Genomic DNA, 17303 nt, shown 5'->3' on the forward strand with positions numbered 1-17303 from the left:
CGAGATTACCCGGGGCTCAGCAGCAGCCGTGCACCGGCAACCGCACTGACCTGGCGTTCGCCGCGGTGACCGGGCGGCTCGCCGCGGCTTCGGCGTCGGCCAGCAGCCGGTCGAGCGCGGCCCGGCCGAGCACGCGGCCGGCGGTGACGACCGTGTCGACCCGCCGGACCGCGCCGATGTCGGCGAGCGGGTCGGCGTCGAGCAGGACCAGGTCGGCGTCCTTGCCGGGGGCGATCGTCCCGGCGGTGTGCGCCCGGCCGAGGAACGCGGCCGCGTCGCGGGTCACCGACTGCAGCGCCCGCCGCGGGCTCAGCCCGGCTTCGACCAGCCAGCCGAGCTCGTCGTGCAGGCTGAACCCGGGGAAGACGTAAGGGTTCTGGCAGTCGGTCCCGCCGAGGATCCCGACGCCGGCGCGGTGCGCCTCCCCGACGAGCCGCAGCTGCGCCTCGAAGTACGCCTCCTGCTGGGCGGCCTGCGTGGCGGTGACCGGGGTGAACAGCGGCAGCCGGTCGGCCCAGAGATCGCGGATGTCCTGGGAGACGTACTTGAGCCGGGGGTCGTGGGCGTAGGCGTCGGCGGGCCGCGAGATCACCCGGTTGACCGTGAAGGTGGGGCTGAGCCGGCTGCCGTAGGCGTTGAGGCCCGCGAAGTGCTGCGCCGCGGCGGCCGGGTCGTACGCCTGCGCGGCCTGCCGGTCGAGTTCGCGGGCCAGGTTGAAGAAGTCGCGCGGGGCCTTCGGGTCGAACGGCGTCGCGTCGAGCCGGGCGAGGAACTCGTCCCGGCGGCTCGACGTCGCGATCGGCAGCCCGAAGAGGTGCTCGAAGCTGCGCTGGCCGGCCTTGGCGGCGTCGAGCACACGCAGCCGGTAGGGCCAGTGCCCGGCGAACGGCAGGCCGTGGCGACGGCATTCGTCGGCGATCGCGGCGAACGCGTCCTCCGGCAGGTAGAAGTACACCTTGACGAAGTCCGAGCGCTGCGCGACGGCGGTCCGGACCGCGGCCCGCGCCTGGGCGGCGTCCGCGACCTTGGTGACCGGCGGGCCGAGCAGCGACACCGGGCCGTCGAGGATCGCGCTGGCCAGCACGACCCGCGGGCCGAGCAGCTCGCCGCGGGCGATCTTGTCGCGGGTGACGCGGTTTTCGTCGTAGCCCTGCATTTCCCGGATGCCGGTGACGCCGTTGGCCAGGAACAGCGGCGGCCACAGGTCTTCGTAGTCGATGCCGTGGGCGTGCATGTCCCACAGGCCGGGCACGAGGTAGCGGCCGCGGCCGTCGATCACGCGGGCGCTCCCGCACGACGGCACGTCGGCCGCCGGGCCGACCCAGGCGATCCGGTCCCCGACCAGCACGACGGCGGAGTCCGGCCGGGACGGGCCGTCGGTGCCGTCGATCAGGGTCGCCCCGGTCACCACCACGACGCCCGTGCCGGCGGCCGCGGCCTCCTGCGCGAACACGGCGGGCGCGACTCCGGCGGCGGCCAGGCCCGCTCCCGCCGTCGCCAGCCACCGCAGGAAATCGCGCCGGTTCGCCTCGACTCGCAACACAGCCGTCCCGCCCTTCGGTCGACCCTCCCCCGCAGCCTCATCCAACACCCGGCCGATCGTGGCGGAAATCTTCCAACGTGCTGAATGCCGGGCGGCGCGTAACCCGCCACCCGGCATTCGTGCACCCTCAGGCCAGCGCGCGCGTGGGCGCCAGGCGCGCCGCCCGCACCGCCGGGTAGGCCCCCGCCACCGCCCCGACCAGCGCCGCCACGCCCACACCGCCGGCCAGCGCCGCCGACGGCAGCACCGCCGGCCAGCCCTGGCTCAGCGCGTACCCCGCTGTCACCAGCACCCCGGCGAGCACCCCCGCCAGCCCGCCGAGCCCGGACAGCAGCACCGATTCGGCCAGGAACTGCCCGCGGATCTGCCGTTTCGTCGCCCCGAGCGCGCGGCGCAGGCCGATCTCGCGCCGCCGTTCCAGCACCGAGATGACCATCGTGTTCGCCACCCCGACGCCGCCGACGAGCAGGGCGACACCGCCGAGCCCGAGGAACAGCGCGCTGTACGTCGTGTCGGTGAGCTTCTGCGCGGCGAGGGCGTCCGACGGGCGGCGCACCTGGACCTCGTTCGGCGCCTGCGGGTTCAGCGTCGCGGCCAGCACCGACCGCACGGCGTCCACAGAGGACTCTTCGGTGCGGACGTACACAGTGGACGGATGGCCGTCGAACTCCAGCAGCCGCTTCGCGACGTCCCAGCCGACCAGCACCGAGCGTTCGACCTCCGGGGCCAGCGGCATCGGCGCGAGGATCCCGACCACGGTGAACCACTGCGTCCCGATCAGCACCTGCGGCGGGCGCGCGGGGTCGATGTGGTCGATGCCGAGCCGGGCCGCGGCCTGGGAACCGAGCACCGTCACCGGGTAGTCCTGGTTGCCCGCGGCCAGGAACGCCCCCGCCCGCACCTTGCCGCCCAGCACGGCGAGCAGGTCCGGGCGGGCCGCGTACACGGCGAGCCCGGACGTGTCGTCCGGCGCGATCTTGTCGCTGCGCCGGACGCTCGCCGACGTCGTCCCGGTGCCGGCAGCCGCTCGGACCGGGCCCACCCGCTTGGCCATCGGGACGGCGTCGTCGGGCAGCACCGCGTTCTTCCCGAAGAGCGTCTGCCCCGGCCCGGCGGTGAGCAGGTTCGTGCCGAGCGCCGCCAGCCGGTCGTGCAGGGCCTGCGCGCCGGACGCCGGGATGGCCAGCACCGCCACCATCGCGGCGACGCCGATCGCGATGCCCAGCGCGGACAGCACCGCCCGCACGGGCCGCGTCCGCATGCCGTGCGCGCCGAGCGCGACGACGTCCGGTGGCTTCAGCCGGGCCGGTTCGGGCAGCTTCACCAGTGTCATCGCGCACCCGCCAGTCCGGTGTCGAGCCGCAGGTGCCCGTCGAGCAGCTCGATCCGGCGCGGCATGCCCGCGGCGATCTCGCGGTCGTGGGTGATCACGACGATCGTGGTGCCGCCGGTGGACAGCTCGCCCAGCAGCGAGAGCACCGATGCGCCGGTGCCGGTGTCGAGGTTGCCGGTCGGCTCGTCGGCCAGCAGGATCGCCGGGTCGTTGACCACCGCCCTGGCGATGGCGACGCGCTGGCGTTCGCCGCCGGACAGCTCGCCGGGCCGGTGCCACGCCCGGTGTCCCAGCTTGACGCGGTCGAGCGCGGCCAGCGCCCGCGCCCGCCGCCGTCGCCGCGGCACCCCGGCGTAGAGCAGGCCGGTGCACACGTTGTCCACCGCACTCATCCCTTCGTCGAGGAAGAACTGCTGGAACACGAACCCGATCCAGCGCGAGCGCAGCGCCGAGACCTTGCGGTCGGGCAGCGCGGCGACGTCGTGGCCGCGCAGCTCGACCCGCCCCGACGACGGCCGGTCCAGCGTGCCCATCAGGTGCAGCAGGGTGGACTTGCCGGAGCCGGACGGCCCGACGATCGCCACCATCTCGCCGTCCTCCAGGGCGAGCGAGACGCCGTCGAGGGCGGCGACCCCGCCGGGGTAGGTGCGCGTGACCTCGTGCACGCGCAGCACGGGCGTCACGACGTCGTCACCACCCGCATGCCGGCGGCCAGCCCGGCGCCGGTGACCTCGACCTTCCCGCCGCTGAACAGTCCCGTTCGGACACCGATCAGCCGTCGCTGCCCGTGCTCGTCGACCTCGACCGCGTACCCGCCTTCGGCGAGCGCCAGCAGCGCGCCGACCGGGACCGCGAGGACGCCTTGGTGGACGTCCTTGGTGAACCGGACGGTCGCCGGGGCCGAGTCGAGCGGGCCGGCGGCGGCCGGGTCATCGAGCCGGACGGTCACGGTGATCTTGGGCTTGCCGTCGTCCTGGCCCGCCTGGTCCTTGCCCTCGACGGCGGTCCGCCCGACGTCGGTGATCGTGCCCGTCGTCGTCTTCCCGTTGATCGTCACCGATGCCTTCGCGCCCTGCTGGGCGAGGCCCTGCTTCGCCGCGTCGAGCTTCACCTGCACCGAACGGACCGGGCCGGTCGTCTTGAGCACCTCGCCCTGGGCCGGCGAACCGAGCTTGGCCTGGACGGCCGAAACCCGCAGCTCGCCCGCCGCCAGCACGACGTCACCCTGGCCGAACGTGCCCGTCTGCGCCAGGCCGAGGGACTTCTGCCACTTCTTCAGCGCGGCCGCCGTCGCCGCGGTGAACTTCTTGTCCGGCGTGCCGAAGCCGCCGAACCCGCACGCCTTGAGGTTCTCCTCCAGCTGCTTGACGTCGGCGCCGTCGTCCGCGCCGAGCGCGAGGTCGCGGTAGAACGGCAAGGTGCCGTAGAACAGCGGCACCGGCTTGGCGTCCACTCCGTACACCGCCTGGCAGCGGGTCAGGGTGGCGCCCGCGGACGGCAGCGACGTGATCGTGCCGGGCTTGCGGCCGCCGACGACCGACTCGTCGCCGTAGCCGAGGGTGCCGTCGGCCTCTTCCTCTTCGCTGAGATCGGTCTTGACGACCTCGGCCGTCTCGACCGGCGGCGGCGCGGCCTCCTTGACCGGCGTCGCGCTCGACACCCGCGTCAGGATCACGACGGAGCTGGTGCCCAGCACCACGACCAGGACGGCGCCGGCGACGAACCAGCGCGTCCGGCCGCGGCGGCGCGGCTTGAGGTGGGTCACGTCGTTCACTGGCCCGCCCTGGAGCTGACGCTCATGCCGAGCCCGCACGCCTTGGCGGCCTCTTCGAACTTCTTCGGGTCGTCGCCCATCCCGCCGATCCGGGTGGCGCCCTTCCCGGCCGGATCCGGGTCCGGCATGTCGATGCCGTGGTCCCGCATGCACTTGGCGTCCTTGCGCATCTTGTCGAGTTCCTCGGCACTCGGCGGCTTCATCTCGCCGCCGTTGGGCATGAGGTGCTTGCACGCGTTCTGCGCGGCGTCGAGCTTCCCGGTGTCGCCGTCCTTGCTGCCCAGGGTGACCGCCATGCCCTTGCCGTCGCCGGCCGGCTTCGGGTCGGGCATGTCGACGCCGTGCTCGCGCATGCACTTGGCGAACTCGCGCATCTTGTCCTCGTCGCTCTTGCCGCTGTTGTCGGCGGCGGTGGGGCCGCCGCTCTTCGGCGGCGTCGAGATCGAGGCGACCTTCGACCCGTCGTCCGCCTTCGCGCCGCAACCCCCGAGCAGCAACGCCGCCCCGATCGCCGCGACGACGATCCGTGTCCGCATCGGCTCGCTCCTTTCGTCCGGATGAGGGCCAGGTCTACGGATCGGGGGATTCGGGCGCGCTAAGCGACGTCGCTTATGCGGTCCTTATGGCGTGCCTGCGCAGACTGGGTGGGTGCGGGTGCTGGTGGTGGAGGACGAGCGGTTGCTGGCCGACTCGGTCGCGGAGGGGCTGCGGCGGTTTTCGATGGCCGTCGACGTCTGCTACGACGGCGAGCAGGCGCTGGAGCGGGTCGGCGTGCACGGCTACGACGTCGTGGTGCTCGACCGCGACCTGCCGAAGGTGCACGGCGACGCCGTCTGCGCCGCCGTGGTGCGGGCGGGCGGCGAGGCGCGGGTGCTGATGCTGACCGCGGCCGCCGACGTCACCGACCGGGTGGCCGGCCTCGGCCTCGGCGCCGACGACTACCTGACGAAACCGTTCGCGTTCGCCGAGCTGGTCGCCCGGGTCCAGGCGCTGTCGCGGCGCGCGCGGCCGGCGTTGCCGCCGGTGCTGGAGCGCGACGGCGTCGTCCTCGACCTGCCGCGGCACCAGGCCGCCCGCGACGGCCGGTTCCTGCTGCTGTCCCCGAAGGAGTTCGCCGTGCTGGAGGTGCTGATGCGGGCCGAGGGCACGGTGGTGAGCGCGGAAGACCTGCTGGAAAAGGCGTGGGACGAGCACGCGGACCCGTTCACCAACGCGGTCCGCGTCGCGGTGATGACGTTGCGGCGCAAGCTCGGCGACCCGCCGGTGATCGAGACCGTGCCCGGGGCCGGCTACCGGTTCGGCACGCCGTGAACGGCCTGTCCGTCCGGACGAAGCTCACCGCCTGGTACGGCGCGCTGTTCCTGCTCGCCGGGGTGGTCCTGGTCGTCATCAACTACCTGCTGGTGCAGAGCACGCTGCCGGACCCGGTCCGCGTCGCCAACCGGACGATCGACACCGCCGACGTCACCTACGGCGTCTCGGCCCAGGCGGCCCTCCCGGCCCCGGGCGTCGCGATCCAGCTGCTCAGCGGCTCGCTCGACACCTACCGCTCCTCGACGTTGTCGACGCTGGTGGTCGGCTCGGCGATCGCGCTGGTGGTGACGGCGGCGCTGGCGGTGCTGTTCGGCTGGCTGATGGCGGGCCGCGCGCTGCGGCCGCTGCACGACATCACCTCGACCGCGCGGCGGCTCGAAGCGGGCAAGCTCGACCGGCGGATCAACCTCGAAGGCCCGCCGGACGAGCTGAAGGAGCTCGCGGACACGTTCGACGGCATGCTCGACCGGCTCGCGGAATCGTTCGACAGCCAGAAGCGGTTCGTCGCGAACGCGTCCCACGAGCTCCGGACGCCACTGGCGGTGCAGCGGACGCTGATCGAGGTGGCGATGGCCGACCCGGACGTCCCCCAGGAGCTGAAGAAGCTCGGCACGCACCTGCTCCACACGAACGAGCGCAGCGAGCGGATGATCGAGGGCCTGCTGGTGCTGGCCCGCACCGACCGCGGGCTGACCGCGCGCACGCCGGTGCGCCTCGACGAGATCGCGGCCTCGGTGGTCCGGGCCACGGCGGCGCAGGCTTCGGAGGCCGGGGTGACGGTGGAGACGCGCCTGCGGCCGCGGACGGTGGCGGGCGACCCGGTGCTGCTCGAACGGCTGGTGACGAACCTGGTGGTCAACGCGATCACGTACAACGCCACGGGCGGCTGGGTGTACGTGGAGGTCCGTGGCGACCCGGCGCTGGAGGTGCGGAATTCGGGGCCGGTGGTGCCGCCGGAAGCGGTGCCGACGCTGTTCGAGCCGTTCCGGCGGCTGGGCGGCGCCGAGCGGACGGGGGACACGCGCAACGCGGGCCTCGGCCTGTCGATCGTCCGCTCGGTGGCCCAGGCCCACGGCGGCTACGCGGAGGCCCAGCCCGGCCGGCGCGGCGGCCTCACCGTGACCGTCCGTCTCCCCCGGGCTTGACCGAACCCGCGCCCAAACGTCGCGAATGACTCATTGGGGACCTCCGGCGTCTCGAATGAGTCATTCGCGACATCGGGAGCCGGCCGGAGCCGCCTTCGTGATCCACTCGATCGTGACGTTGCGTATCCGGCGTGTCACCCCATCGCCGCTGACCAGGGTCGGCGAGGATGCGAGGACGCGAAGTGAACAGTGGGCAGTTCGGTGCGGACTCGGCGCGCCTCGCACGTCAAGCCGACGCGCCGTTCTAACGTGGGCACCCACAACGGTGAAGAAGATCGGGGAGGCGAGAACAATGCGGGCGCTGCGAGTGGTCGGACTGCACGAGGACGGGAAGTCCATCGTGCTCGAAGACCCGGCGAGCCGTACTCGTTTCCTGCTCCCGGCTGATGAGCGACTGCGCGCGGCGGCGCGGGGTGACATCACCCGCCTCGGCCAGATCGAAATCGAGTTGGAGAGCCAGATGCGGCCACGCGAGATCCAGCAGCGCATCCGGGCCGGCGAGTCCGTCGAGCAGGTCGCCGCGAGCGCCGGTGTCTCGACGCAGCGCGTCGAGCGCTACGCCTACCCGGTCCTGCTCGAGCGGTCCCGGACCGCCGAGCTGGCGCAGAGCGCCCACCCGGTCCGCGAAGACGGCCCCGACGTGCAGACGCTCGGCGAGGTCGTCGCGTACGGCTTCGGCGTCCGCGGCCACGACTACTCGCAGGCCACCTGGGACTCCTGGAAGGGCGACGACGGCCGCTGGGTCGTCGTGCTCCGGTGGAAGGCCGGGCGGTCGGACAACCGCGCGCACTGGGCGTTCTCGCCGGGGGCGCACGGCGGCACGGTGACGGCGCTGGACGAGAACGCCGAGGTCCTGCTGGACCCGAACGCGTACCGCCCGCCGCGCACGGTCCGCGCCCTCGCCCCGGCCCGCGAGACGGAGTTCCAGCCGACGCTGGACTCGGTGGAGCCGGAGCGCGCCCAGCTGCCGTCGGCCGAGCCGGACCCGGACGACGACACCCGCGAGATCCCGCGCGTCCCGACCGACCCGGACGAGGACACGGCTGTACCCGAGCCGCGGCCGAAGGCCAAGAAGAACCACCCGATCGTGCCGTCCTGGGAGGACGTGCTCCTCGGGGTCCGCTCGCAGCGCGGCTAATCGACCCGCGCCGCGAGCGTCTTCGGCGCCACCTGCCGGTAAGCCTCGCGCACGATCCGGTCGACCTCCGCCCAGTCGACGTCGACGTCCAGCCGCACCCCGAGCCACCCGCGGTGCCCGACGTACGCCGGCCGGAAGAACCGCCCGGGTTCGGTGCGCACCAGCTCCTCCTGCGCCCCCGGCGGCGCCGGGCACCAGAACGCGAGCCTGCCGTCGCCGTGGTGGTCGTCGGCGAACATGGCGAGCGTCTTCTTGCCGCGGACGAACCACGCCGGCGACCCGTGGCTGAGCCGCTCGGTCACCTCGGGCAGCGCCAGGCACACCTTCCGCAACGCGTCCAGCTGCTCCATCCCCACGCTCCCCTAGAAGGCGATCACCAGCACGCCGACCCACGCGACCACGACCCCGCCCGCCGCACCGTAGGCGGCCCAGCGCAGGATCGGGGTGCGGCGGATCAGCCACAGCGACGGCGCGATCCCGGCGGTCACGATGACCGAGGCCGCCAGCGCCAGCCAGCCGCTGGTCTCGCGGGCCAGCGTCGAGGCGAGCGCCAGCATGGCGACCACGACCACGGCCGCGATGAACGCCGACACCGTCAACCCGGTCAGCCACGGCGTCGGCTCCCCCGGCGGGCCCGGCGGCCCGAGCACCGCCCGGACGAACCGGTGGCCGGGCGCGGTCGCGGGCGGGGGCGGCTCGACAACGGTGTCGGCACCCGTCACCGGGTCCACGAACCGCACGGTCGTGCCCATCACCGAAGCCAGCCGTCCGGCGAGCTGGCGTCCGCGCTGCGAGACCACCGCGCCCGCCTCGACCCCGGAATCGGCGGAGACGGCGGACGCCACGCGCGCCCATTCGTGCAGGGCCTGCGCCAGGTCGGCGCCGATCGCGAGCTTGTGCGGGTCCACCTCGCGCGCGTGTTCCCCGCCCGGGCCGGCCAGCACGGCGCGCTCGCCGCGGATCCGCAGCTCCATGGTGCCCCTTCCCGCCTCGGAGATCAGAACTTTAGCCGCCCCGGGCCAGTTCGTAGAAGGCAACGGCGGCGGCGGTGGCGATGTTCAGTGAGTCGACTCCGGCCGGCATGGGTATCCGGACGGCGTGATCAGCCGCCGCGAGCGCCGTTTCGGTCAACCCGGGACCTTCGGCACCGAAGAGCAACGCCACCCGCCCCTGCGCGTGCGCCCGCAGTTCGCGCAGCGGGACCGAACCCGGCCGCGGGGTGAACGCCGCGACCGCGAACCCGCGCGCCCGCAGGTCGTCGAGCCCGCCCGGCCAGTCCGTCAGGTGCCCGAACGGCACGCGCAGGACGTGCCCCATCGACACGCGCACGCTGCGCCGGTACAGCGGGTCGGAACAGCCGGGCCCGAGCAGCACGCCGCCGACGCCGAGCGCGGCGGCGTTGCGGAAGAGCGCACCGAGGTTTTCGTGGTCTCCCACGCCTTCCAGCACCGCGACGGGGCCGTCGCCGTCGACGACTTCGGCGACCGAGAGCGGCGCCGGCCGGTCGGCGACGGCGAGGATCCCGCGGTTGAGGTGGAAGCCGACCACGTCGGCCATGGTGTCCGCGGACGCGACGTACTGCGGGACGTCCAGGCCCGCCAGGTCTTCGGCCAGCTCGGCGAACCGCCGCTGCACGCCCAGCAGCGCGCGTACCGGGTAGCGGGAGGACAGCAGCCGCGAGACGACGACGGTGCCTTCGGCGATGACCAGACCCCGTCCGCCGGGCCGGTCGGGACGACGGTCCGCAGTGGACAGGTCCCGGAAATCGTCGACGCGGGGATCGCCGGAGTGGTCGATGTGGATCACGCCCATCCGCCCAGTCTGTCACCCGCTTGCCGGGCGCCGCACTGGTCCGAACGTCCACCGCCCGGTGGTACGAACGGGGCCATTTTGCTTTCGGTTAACCGCTCGTGACGGAGAGCACCAGTTTGGCCGCTAGCCCGGCTGCATCGGCTGTGTAACGGTTGTCCGCCGGGGCCTGAAACACGTCCTAGTCCACGCCGACACGAAGCAGGGATGGTCATGGGGATGGACCTCGAGGCTCAGCCGTTCAACACGCTGGACCGAGGACGGTACCGCCGCAAGGTGCAGCGTTGCCTGGACACGCTGGCCCGGATGCTCACGGACGGCAGTTTTTCGTTCCCCCGCAAGAACATCGGCCTCGAAGTCGAGCTGAACCTCGTCGACCGCGAGCTGCGTCCGTCGATGACGAACACCGCGGTGCTGGAGGCGCTCGACGACCCGTCGTTCACCACCGAGCTGGGCCAGCACAACATCGAGCTGAACGTCCCGCCGCGGCCGCTGGCCGGCGATTCCGCCCTCCAGCTCGAAGACGACCTCCGCGCGTACCTCGACTCCGCGGCGGCGAAGGCCCGTGACACCGGGTCGTCGCTGGCCATGATCGGCATCCTGCCGACGTTGAAGCACGAGCACTTCGACCAGAAGTGGCTCACCAACAAGGCCCGCTACGCGACGCTGAACGACCAGATCTTCGCCGCCCGCGGCGAACGCACGGTGCTCGCCATGGAGGGCGCGCCCCTGCCGGGCCAGCAGCCCGAACGCCTGCGCAGCTACGCGGAGTCGATCCTGCCGGAGGCCGCCTGCACCAGCGTCCAGCTGCACCTGCAGGTCGCGCCGGAGGAGTTCGCCGCGCACTGGAACGCGGCGCAGTGCCTGGCCGGCCTGCAGATCGCGCTCGCGTCGAATTCGCCGTTCCTGCTCGGCAAGGCGCTGTGGCACGAAACCCGCATCCCGCTGTTCCTGCAGGCGACCGACACCCGGCCGGAAGAGCTGAAGAACCAGGGCGTGCGCCCGCGGGTGTGGTTCGGCGAGCGCTGGATCACGTCGATCTTCGACCTGTTCGAGGAGAACGTCCGCTACTTCCCGGGCCTGCTCCCGGAAACCGACGCCGAGGACCCGATCGAGGCGCTCGACGCGGGGCAGGCGCCGAAGCTCACCGAGCTGCGCATGCACAACGGGACGATCTGGCGCTGGAACCGCCCGGTGTACGACGTCGTCGACGGCCTGCCGCACCTGCGCGTGGAGAACCGCGTGCTGCCGGCCGGCCCGACCGTCGTCGACACGGTGGCGAACGCGGCCTTCTTCTACGGCGCCCAGCGCGCGCTGGCGGAGGCGGACCGCCCGGTGTGGACGCAGATGTCGTTCCAGGCCGCCGAGGAAAACCTTTACGCCGGCGCGCGGCGGGGTTTCGACGGCCAGCTGTATTGGCCGGGCATCGGCTGGATTCCGCCGGACGAGCTGGCGCTGCGCGTACTGCTCCCGCTCGCCCACGAGGGCCTGCGCCGCTCCGACGTCTCCGACGAGGCTCGCGAGCGCTACCTCGGGATCATCGAGCGCCGCTGCCTGGCGCGGCGGACCGGGGCGACCTGGCAGCGCGACTACGTGCTGCGGGCCCAGGAGCGCGGGCTGGACCGCGAGGCGGCGCTCAGCCTGATGCTGGGGCGCTACCTCGAGCTGTCCGAAGCGGGCGAACCGGTTCACACGTGGCCGGTGGCCGACTGACGCTAGCCTGGGTGGATGCCGAAGATTCTCGGTGAGTCGCTGGAGGCGCACCGGCGTGAAGTGCGGTCCCGGGTCTTCGACGTCCTGCGCGCCCAGCTGTACGAGCGCGGCTTCGACGCGATCACGCTCGCCGGCGTCGCGTCGGCGGCCGGCGTGGGCCGGACCGCGCTGTACAACCACTTCCCCGACAAGGAAAGCCTGCTCGTCGCGTTCGTCGAGGACGAGGCGGCGCAGTACGTCACGCGGCTGACTGACGCGGTGGAAGCGCAGGCCGACCCGGTCGACCAGCTGGCCACGTTCGTCCGGCTGCAGCTGCGCGTGCTGGCCGAGTACCACATGCCACCGGGCACGGCACTCGCGTCGGCGCTGGCCCCGGCGGCGTACCGGCGGATCAGCGCGCACGCCGACCCGATCACCGACCGCCTGCGCGCGATCCTCGCCGGCGGGGTCGACCTGGGCCGCTGGCCCGCCGAGGACCCGGACGTCCTGATCCCGATGATCACCGCGGCGCTGGGCAACCGCACCTTGGTCGACGGGCCCGCGGAGCAGCTGGAAGACGTCGTCGAAGCGGCCGTGCGGTTCGTGCTGCGAGCGGTCGGCGCCACGATTTAGGGTGGCGCGGCTGCCGGGCCGGGTTCGGACGGTCAGGTGAATTCCCGTCGTGCGCGTAGCCGGCCGGCCCCGTGCCGCGACGCTGTCGGTGCAGTCGCAGACAGACCGGGAGGTTCCCAGGTGGAAACATCCGAACCAGCTGGTCCCGCACCCGGCGTGCGCAACGTCGTTTCCGGAGCCACCGGCCCTGTGGTGCAAGCCCAGTCCGTGCACGGCGACCTGCACGTGTACGCGGCACAGCCGGGGCCGGTGCCGGCGGTACCGCGCCAGCTGCCCGCCTCGCCGGCGGTGTTCACCGGCCGGATGAGCGAGCTGGCGGCACTGGACCACGCGCTGATCGCCACCACACCCGGCGGCCGCGAGAGCGCAGCCGTGTTGATCTCCGCGATCGGCGGGGTAGGGGGGATCGGCAAGACCTGGCTCGCCTTGGCCTGGGCGCACCGCAACCTCCACCGGTTCCCCCACGGGCAGCTCTTCGTCGACCTGCAGGGTTTCAGCCCGTCCGGACGACCGGTCGAAGCGGCTGACGCGGTCCGCGGATTTCTTCACTCTCTCGGTGCCGATCCTGATGGCCTGCCTTCCGGCCTGGACGCCTTGTCCGCGCTGTACCGGAGCTCGGTGGCCGGGCGGCGGATGTTGATCGTGCTGGACAACGCCGCCACCGCCGAGCAAGTCGTGCCGCTGCTGCCCGGGAGTCCCACCTGCACGGTGTTGGTCACCGGGCGCACCACGCTGCCCACGCTGATCGACCGGTACGGTGCCCACCACCTGCAGCTGGACGTGCTCACCCACGACGAAGCACGGGAACTGCTGACAACCCGGCTCGACCAGCGTGCCGAGGCAGATCCCGAAGCAACCGGCGAACTGATCGGTTTGTGCGGACGCCATCCGCTGGCGCTGGCGATCATCGCTCGCCAGGCGATCACGCGCCCGCGGGTTCCGCTGGCGGAGCTCGCCGTCGAACTGGGTGACCTGGCTCTGGAGGTGCTCGACCACGACACCGACCCGGCGGGCAGCCTGCCCGCCGTGCTGTCATGGTCGCTGCGTCACTTCACGGGCCGGCAGCGTCGGGCGTTCGCCTTGCTGGGTATCGCGCCCGGCCCGGACATCGGCCTGCCGGCCGCGTACCGCCTTCTCGGCCTCTCTCCGGCCGATGCTCGCCGAGTCCTCCGCGTCTTGGAGGACAGTTCCTTGCTCGACCGGCGCCCGGACGGCCGCTACTCCATGCATGACCTGGTCCGTGCGTACGCCGCCAGTATCGCTCATCACAGCCTGCCGGAACCGGTACGGCGGGCTGCGTCGGACCGGATAGTGGACTTCTACCTGCACACCGCCCACACCGCCGAAAGACTGCTGAACCCCCACCGCGAGCCGATTCGGCCGGTCCCCGGCAGCCGCAGCCGGCCGCCGACCGGCCATGCGGACGCGCTGGACTGGCTGGAAGTTCACCACCCGCACCTGCTTGCCGCACAGCGCACGGCCGCAAGCCTCGGCCGTCACGAGGCCGTTTGGCGTCTGGCGTGGGCGCTGAGCACGTTCCACCAGCGACGCGAGCATCACCACGACGCGCTGGCCGTGTGGCAGGGGGCCGCCGAGGCAGCCTCCCACCTGCCCGATCCTGCGGCGGGCACCATCGCTCGCGAACGCCTCGGACGGGCGCACGCTGAGCTGGGACGGCACGAGGAGGCGGTCCGGCTTCTTCACCAGGCCCTCGATCTGGCCGGCCGGCACGATGACCGCACACAACAGGCCCACGCGCATCGTGTTCTCACCCGGGTGTGGGAAATTCGGAATGACCACCAGCGGGCGCTGGTGCACGCCCGGGAAGCCCTTCGCCTTTTCCGCGACCTCGCGGAACCGGCATGGGTGGCCAACGCGCTCAACTCGGTCGGCTGGTTCTCAGCCCACCTGGGCGACCACGGCACCGCTCGCGACCACTGCCGGCAAGCCTTGGAGGTGTACCGCCACCACAGCAGCGCCAGCGGTGTGGCGGACACCCTGCACAGCCTGGGATACATCGACTTCCTCAGTGGCAACCACCACGATGCCATCAGCCACTACCGGCAAGCCCTTGCCGTGTACCGCGACCTCGGCTACTCCATACCTGCCGCCGGCACCCTGCACGACCTCGGCCACTCGCACCTCGGTCTCGGTCAACGCGACGAAACCCGTGCGGTCTGGAACGAAGCCCTGGAGCTTTACCGGCAACAAGGCCACCGCACGGCCGCGGACCGAGTGCGCCGGCAGCTCGACAAGCTCCTTTCGGCAGGACACGACGCGACGATTTAGGGTGGCCTAAGTCCGATTCATGCCCTACGATCTTTCTGACAGCCTGTCAGATCGATCGCCGGGAGGCCTGCCATGACGGTGACCACGGACGCCCGCCCGTTCTCGGCGACCCTGCGCGCGTCGACGCTCGAGGTGCACGAAAAAGCGAACTACTCGACGTACATGCGCGCCCTCCTCGGCGGCGAGCTGACCCAGGAGGGCTACACCCAGCTGGCCATCCAGTACTACTTCGTCTACGGCGCAATCGAGGCGGCGAGCGACCGGATGGCCGGCGACAGCGTCGGCGGCGAGTTCGTCTTCGACGAGCTGCGCCGGCTGCCGAACCTGGAACGCGACCTCGCCCACCTGGTCGGCCCGGACTGGCGCGAGACGATCACGCCGCTCGCTTCCACGCGCGAGTACGTCTCGCGGATCCGCGAAGCGTCGTCGTGGGCCGGCGGGTACGTGGCGCACCACTACACGCGCTACCTGGGCGACATCGCGGGCGGCCAGGCGATCCGGCGGCTGCTGGAACGCCAGTACGACGTCGCCGAGGCGGGCGCGCTCTTCTACCACTTCGAGGGCATCGGCAGCGCGCCCCGCTTCCGCGACGCCTACCGCGCCAAGCTGGACAACGCGCCGTGGGACGAAGCCGAGCGCGCCCGCGTGATCGACGAGACGCTCGTGGCGTTCGAGTGCAACGTCGCCGTCTTCGACGAGCTGGCTTCGCGGCTCGACGAGTTCCGTGCCTGATCTCACACGTCGTTGACCTCCAGTTAAGTCCAGGTAGCAGGCTCGGTTTCGGGTGCCGGACCCTCGGGTACGCCACCCACGAGCCGGTCATCCCAGGCGGTGATCACGATGCGCCCCCGCTCGCCGCGGAGGGGCGTGTGCTACTAGGTTCGGTACCGGAAACTTGTGTCGAAGACAGAAGGAGGGCCAATGGCCCGCTACGAGCTGCCCGATCTCGACTACGACTACGGCGCCCTCGCGCCCCACATCTCCGGCGAGATCAACGAGCTGCACCACAGCAAGCACCACGCGACCTACGTCAAGGGCGCGAACGACACGCTCGACAAGCTCGAAGCCGCCCGCGAAGCGAACGACTTCGGCTCGATCGTCGGCCTGGAGACCACGCTGGCCTTCAACCTGGCCGGCCACGCCAACCACGTCGTGTGGTGGAAGATCCTGTCGCCGGAGGGTGGCGACAAGCCGACCGGCGAGCTGGCCGCGGCGATCGACGAGGCGTTCGGCTCCTTCGACAAGTTCAAGGCGCAGTTCACCGCCGTCTCGACCACGATCCAGGGCAACGGCTGGGGCGCGCTGTCCTGGGACCCGATCGGCAAGACGCTGATCACCCAGCAGCTGCGCGACCACCACAACAACCTGATCCTGCCGACCGTGCCGATCCTGCTGGTCGACGTCTGGGAGCACGCGTTCTACCTGGACTACAAGAACGTGAAGCCGGACTACGTCAAGGCCCTGTGGAACATCTTCAACTGGGCGGAGATCTCCAAGCGCTTCGACAACGCCGTCGCGGGCGGCAACGGCCTGCTGCTCGGCTGAGCCCGGCTCGCCGAACGGGGTCCTCCTTCCGGGAGGGCCCCGTTTTTCGTCGGCGGGTGAAAATCCCTTGATCTCGAGTGCGGTCGAGGTGTTTGGCTGAACGCATGGACATCGACGCGTACCTGGACCGCCTCGGCGTCGCCCGGCCGGCGGCACCCGACCTCGCGACGCTGCGTCTCCTGCAGGAACGCCACCTGGCCGCGGTGCCGTTCGAGAACCTGAGCAGCCACCTCGGCGAGCCGGTCGTCCTGGACGAGGACGCCCTGTTCGAGAAGGTCGTGCACCGCCGCCGGGGCGGGTTCTGCTACGAGCTGAACGGCCTGTTCGCCGCGTTGCTGCGCGCGCTGGGCTACGACGCTTCCCTGCACGCGGCCCAGGTGTTCCACGCCGACGGCACGCCCGGCCCGCCACTGGACCACGCGGCGATCGTCGTCGCCCTGGACTCCGGGGACTGGCTGGTGGACGTGGGTTTCGGCCGGTTCGCCCGGCACCCGCTGCCGTTGTTCTCCGTGGACCCCCAGCTGGACCCGGACGGCGAATTCCTGCTGCTGGACGCCCCGCACGGCGACATCGACGTCCTGCGGGACGGCGAGCCGCAGTACCGCCTGGAGCGGCGCCCGCGCCCGCTGGCCGACTTCGTCCCGATGGCGTGGTGGCAGACGACGTCGCCGGAGTCGCACTTCACGCAGTCGCTGACGTGCTCCCGCCCGACGTCCCAGGGCCGCGTGACACTGTCGGGCGACCGTCTGATCGAGACGGTCGACGGCGTCCGGAACGAGGTCCGGCTGCTTTCCCCGGACGCGATCCACCTGGCGTACCGCGTGTACTTCGGGATGACGTTGACGCGGCTGCCGGTACCGCCGGGTGAGAGTCCCTTGACGTCCGGCGCGCCCCAGCCGGACACTGCGCTGACGTGAACGAAGCCCCGGCCTGGGGTTCCCAGGGCCGGGGCTCCGTCCGTTCCCGAACTGACTGCCGCTCCCACCACGAAGCGGACATGTATGAGGTTAGCCTAACCTCATCTTCGACGGCAAGAGGTTCGGCTCGGAGACCCCGATCTCACTCTTTCGAGGGACACCGGGTGTTCG

General features: G+C 72.0%; 17 protein-coding genes. 9 read left to right on the plus strand and 8 right to left on the minus strand.

Going from position 1 to position 17303, the window contains the following annotated elements; all coding sequences use genetic code 11:
* Positions 1-16: 16 nt before the first annotated feature.
* From OO60_RS15560 to OO60_RS15580, 5 genes are all read right to left on the minus strand, one after another.
* Positions 17-1543 carry an amidohydrolase family protein gene (locus tag OO60_RS15560; protein ID WP_244885524.1) on the minus strand — a complete coding sequence of 509 codons (1527 nt, stop codon included), beginning with the start codon at positions 1541-1543 and terminating at the stop codon, positions 17-19.
* Between the two features lie 127 nt (positions 1544-1670).
* Positions 1671-2876: an ABC transporter permease gene (locus tag OO60_RS15565; protein WP_033261566.1), complete on the minus strand. Its 1206-nt coding sequence runs from the start codon at positions 2874-2876 to the stop codon at positions 1671-1673.
* Positions 2873-3559 (minus strand): ABC transporter ATP-binding protein, encoded by a 687-nt coding sequence (locus OO60_RS15570; RefSeq protein ID WP_003088187.1) that lies wholly within the window; start codon positions 3557-3559, stop codon positions 2873-2875. The genes OO60_RS15565 and OO60_RS15570 overlap by 4 nt, the downstream gene beginning before the upstream one ends.
* Positions 3556-4650, minus strand: a complete 1095-nt coding sequence (locus OO60_RS15575) for a peptidoglycan-binding protein (protein ID WP_003088192.1) — start codon at positions 4648-4650, stop codon at positions 3556-3558. Before OO60_RS15575 ends, OO60_RS15570 begins: the two co-directional genes overlap by 4 nt.
* Positions 4647-5186, minus strand: a complete 540-nt coding sequence (locus tag OO60_RS15580; protein WP_003088195.1) for a hypothetical protein — start codon at positions 5184-5186, stop codon at positions 4647-4649. Before OO60_RS15580 ends, OO60_RS15575 begins: the two co-directional genes overlap by 4 nt.
* A gap of 112 nt (positions 5187-5298) precedes the next feature.
* Between OO60_RS15580 and OO60_RS15585 the strand changes: the two genes are divergently transcribed.
* The 3 genes from OO60_RS15585 to sepH all read left to right on the plus strand — a co-directional run bounded on the left by OO60_RS15585 (position 5299) and on the right by sepH (position 8247).
* The gene (locus tag OO60_RS15585) at positions 5299-5961 is read left to right on the plus strand and encodes a response regulator transcription factor (RefSeq protein ID WP_003088198.1); all 663 of its coding nucleotides are present in this window, start codon (positions 5299-5301) and stop codon (positions 5959-5961) included.
* Entirely contained in the window at positions 5958-7109 is a 1152-nt protein-coding gene (locus tag OO60_RS15590; protein WP_003088201.1) for a sensor histidine kinase, read from the plus strand. The genes OO60_RS15585 and OO60_RS15590 overlap by 4 nt, the downstream gene beginning before the upstream one ends.
* A gap of 292 nt (positions 7110-7401) precedes the next feature.
* Positions 7402-8247, plus strand: coding sequence for a septation protein SepH (sepH, locus tag OO60_RS15595; protein ID WP_033261567.1), 846 nt, complete (start codon positions 7402-7404; stop codon positions 8245-8247).
* On the opposite strand, the gene OO60_RS15600 is transcribed toward sepH, so the two are convergent.
* The 3 genes from OO60_RS15600 to OO60_RS15610 are packed head-to-tail and all read right to left on the minus strand — an operon-like array spanning position 8244 to position 10059.
* Complete coding sequence (locus tag OO60_RS15600) at positions 8244-8597, minus strand: MmcQ/YjbR family DNA-binding protein (protein ID WP_003088206.1); 354 nt, start codon at positions 8595-8597, stop codon at positions 8244-8246. The two genes, sepH and OO60_RS15600, sit on opposite strands and share 4 nt — an antisense overlap.
* Before the next feature lie 12 nt (positions 8598-8609).
* Positions 8610-9221 carry a DUF2537 domain-containing protein gene (locus tag OO60_RS15605; RefSeq protein WP_003088209.1) on the minus strand — a complete coding sequence of 204 codons (612 nt, stop codon included), beginning with the start codon at positions 9219-9221 and terminating at the stop codon, positions 8610-8612.
* A gap of 31 nt (positions 9222-9252) precedes the next feature.
* The gene (locus OO60_RS15610; RefSeq protein ID WP_003088211.1) at positions 9253-10059 is read right to left on the minus strand and encodes a TrmH family RNA methyltransferase; all 807 of its coding nucleotides are present in this window, start codon (positions 10057-10059) and stop codon (positions 9253-9255) included.
* A gap of 210 nt (positions 10060-10269) precedes the next feature.
* On the opposite strand from OO60_RS15610, the gene OO60_RS15615 reads away from it, so the two are divergent.
* From OO60_RS15615 to OO60_RS15640, 6 genes are all read left to right on the plus strand, one after another.
* On the plus strand, positions 10270-11769 hold the full coding sequence (locus OO60_RS15615) for a glutamate-cysteine ligase family protein (protein WP_003088214.1): 1500 nt from the start codon (positions 10270-10272) through the stop codon (positions 11767-11769).
* 15 nt (positions 11770-11784) lie between these two features.
* The gene (locus OO60_RS15620; RefSeq protein WP_003088217.1) at positions 11785-12381 is read left to right on the plus strand and encodes a TetR/AcrR family transcriptional regulator; all 597 of its coding nucleotides are present in this window, start codon (positions 11785-11787) and stop codon (positions 12379-12381) included.
* 207 nt (positions 12382-12588) lie between these two features.
* Positions 12589-14670 (plus strand): ATP-binding protein, encoded by a 2082-nt coding sequence (locus tag OO60_RS15625; RefSeq protein WP_240490706.1) that lies wholly within the window; start codon positions 12589-12591, stop codon positions 14668-14670.
* 72 nt (positions 14671-14742) lie between these two features.
* Positions 14743-15402, plus strand: a complete 660-nt coding sequence (locus tag OO60_RS15630; protein WP_003088223.1) for a biliverdin-producing heme oxygenase — start codon at positions 14743-14745, stop codon at positions 15400-15402.
* A gap of 189 nt (positions 15403-15591) precedes the next feature.
* Positions 15592-16215 (plus strand): superoxide dismutase, encoded by a 624-nt coding sequence (locus OO60_RS15635; protein ID WP_003088226.1) that lies wholly within the window; start codon positions 15592-15594, stop codon positions 16213-16215.
* Positions 16216-16319: 104 nt separating this feature from the next.
* Positions 16320-17132, plus strand: a complete 813-nt coding sequence (locus OO60_RS15640; protein ID WP_003088229.1) for an arylamine N-acetyltransferase family protein — start codon at positions 16320-16322, stop codon at positions 17130-17132.
* Positions 17133-17303: the final 171 nt, after the last annotated feature.

Origin of the sequence: Amycolatopsis vancoresmycina (genome assembly GCF_000716785.1) — a bacterium.
Lineage (GTDB): Bacteria > Actinomycetota > Actinomycetes > Mycobacteriales > Pseudonocardiaceae > Amycolatopsis > Amycolatopsis vancoresmycina.

Excerpts from the sequence above, each read along its gene's own strand:
- OO60_RS15580 (WP_003088195.1), bottom strand. The coding sequence starts at position 5,186 with ATGCGGACACGGATCGTCGTCGCGGCGATCGGGGCGGCGTTGCTGCTC.
- OO60_RS15620 (WP_003088217.1), top strand. The coding sequence starts at position 11,785 with ATGCCGAAGATTCTCGGTGAGTCGCTGGAGGCGCACCGGCGTGAAGTG.
- OO60_RS15635 (WP_003088226.1), top strand. The coding sequence starts at position 15,592 with ATGGCCCGCTACGAGCTGCCCGATCTCGACTACGACTACGGCGCCCTC.
- sepH (WP_033261567.1), top strand. The coding sequence starts at position 7,402 with ATGCGGGCGCTGCGAGTGGTCGGACTGCACGAGGACGGGAAGTCCATC.
- OO60_RS15610 (WP_003088211.1), bottom strand. The coding sequence starts at position 10,059 with ATGGGCGTGATCCACATCGACCACTCCGGCGATCCCCGCGTCGACGAT.
- OO60_RS15630 (WP_003088223.1), top strand. The coding sequence starts at position 14,743 with ATGACGGTGACCACGGACGCCCGCCCGTTCTCGGCGACCCTGCGCGCG.
- OO60_RS15615 (WP_003088214.1), top strand. The coding sequence starts at position 10,270 with ATGGGGATGGACCTCGAGGCTCAGCCGTTCAACACGCTGGACCGAGGA.
- OO60_RS15640 (WP_003088229.1), top strand. The coding sequence starts at position 16,320 with ATGGACATCGACGCGTACCTGGACCGCCTCGGCGTCGCCCGGCCGGCG.
- OO60_RS15605 (WP_003088209.1), bottom strand. The coding sequence starts at position 9,221 with ATGGAGCTGCGGATCCGCGGCGAGCGCGCCGTGCTGGCCGGCCCGGGC.
- OO60_RS15600 (WP_003088206.1), bottom strand. The coding sequence starts at position 8,597 with ATGGAGCAGCTGGACGCGTTGCGGAAGGTGTGCCTGGCGCTGCCCGAG.
- OO60_RS15565 (WP_033261566.1), bottom strand. The coding sequence starts at position 2,876 with ATGACACTGGTGAAGCTGCCCGAACCGGCCCGGCTGAAGCCACCGGAC.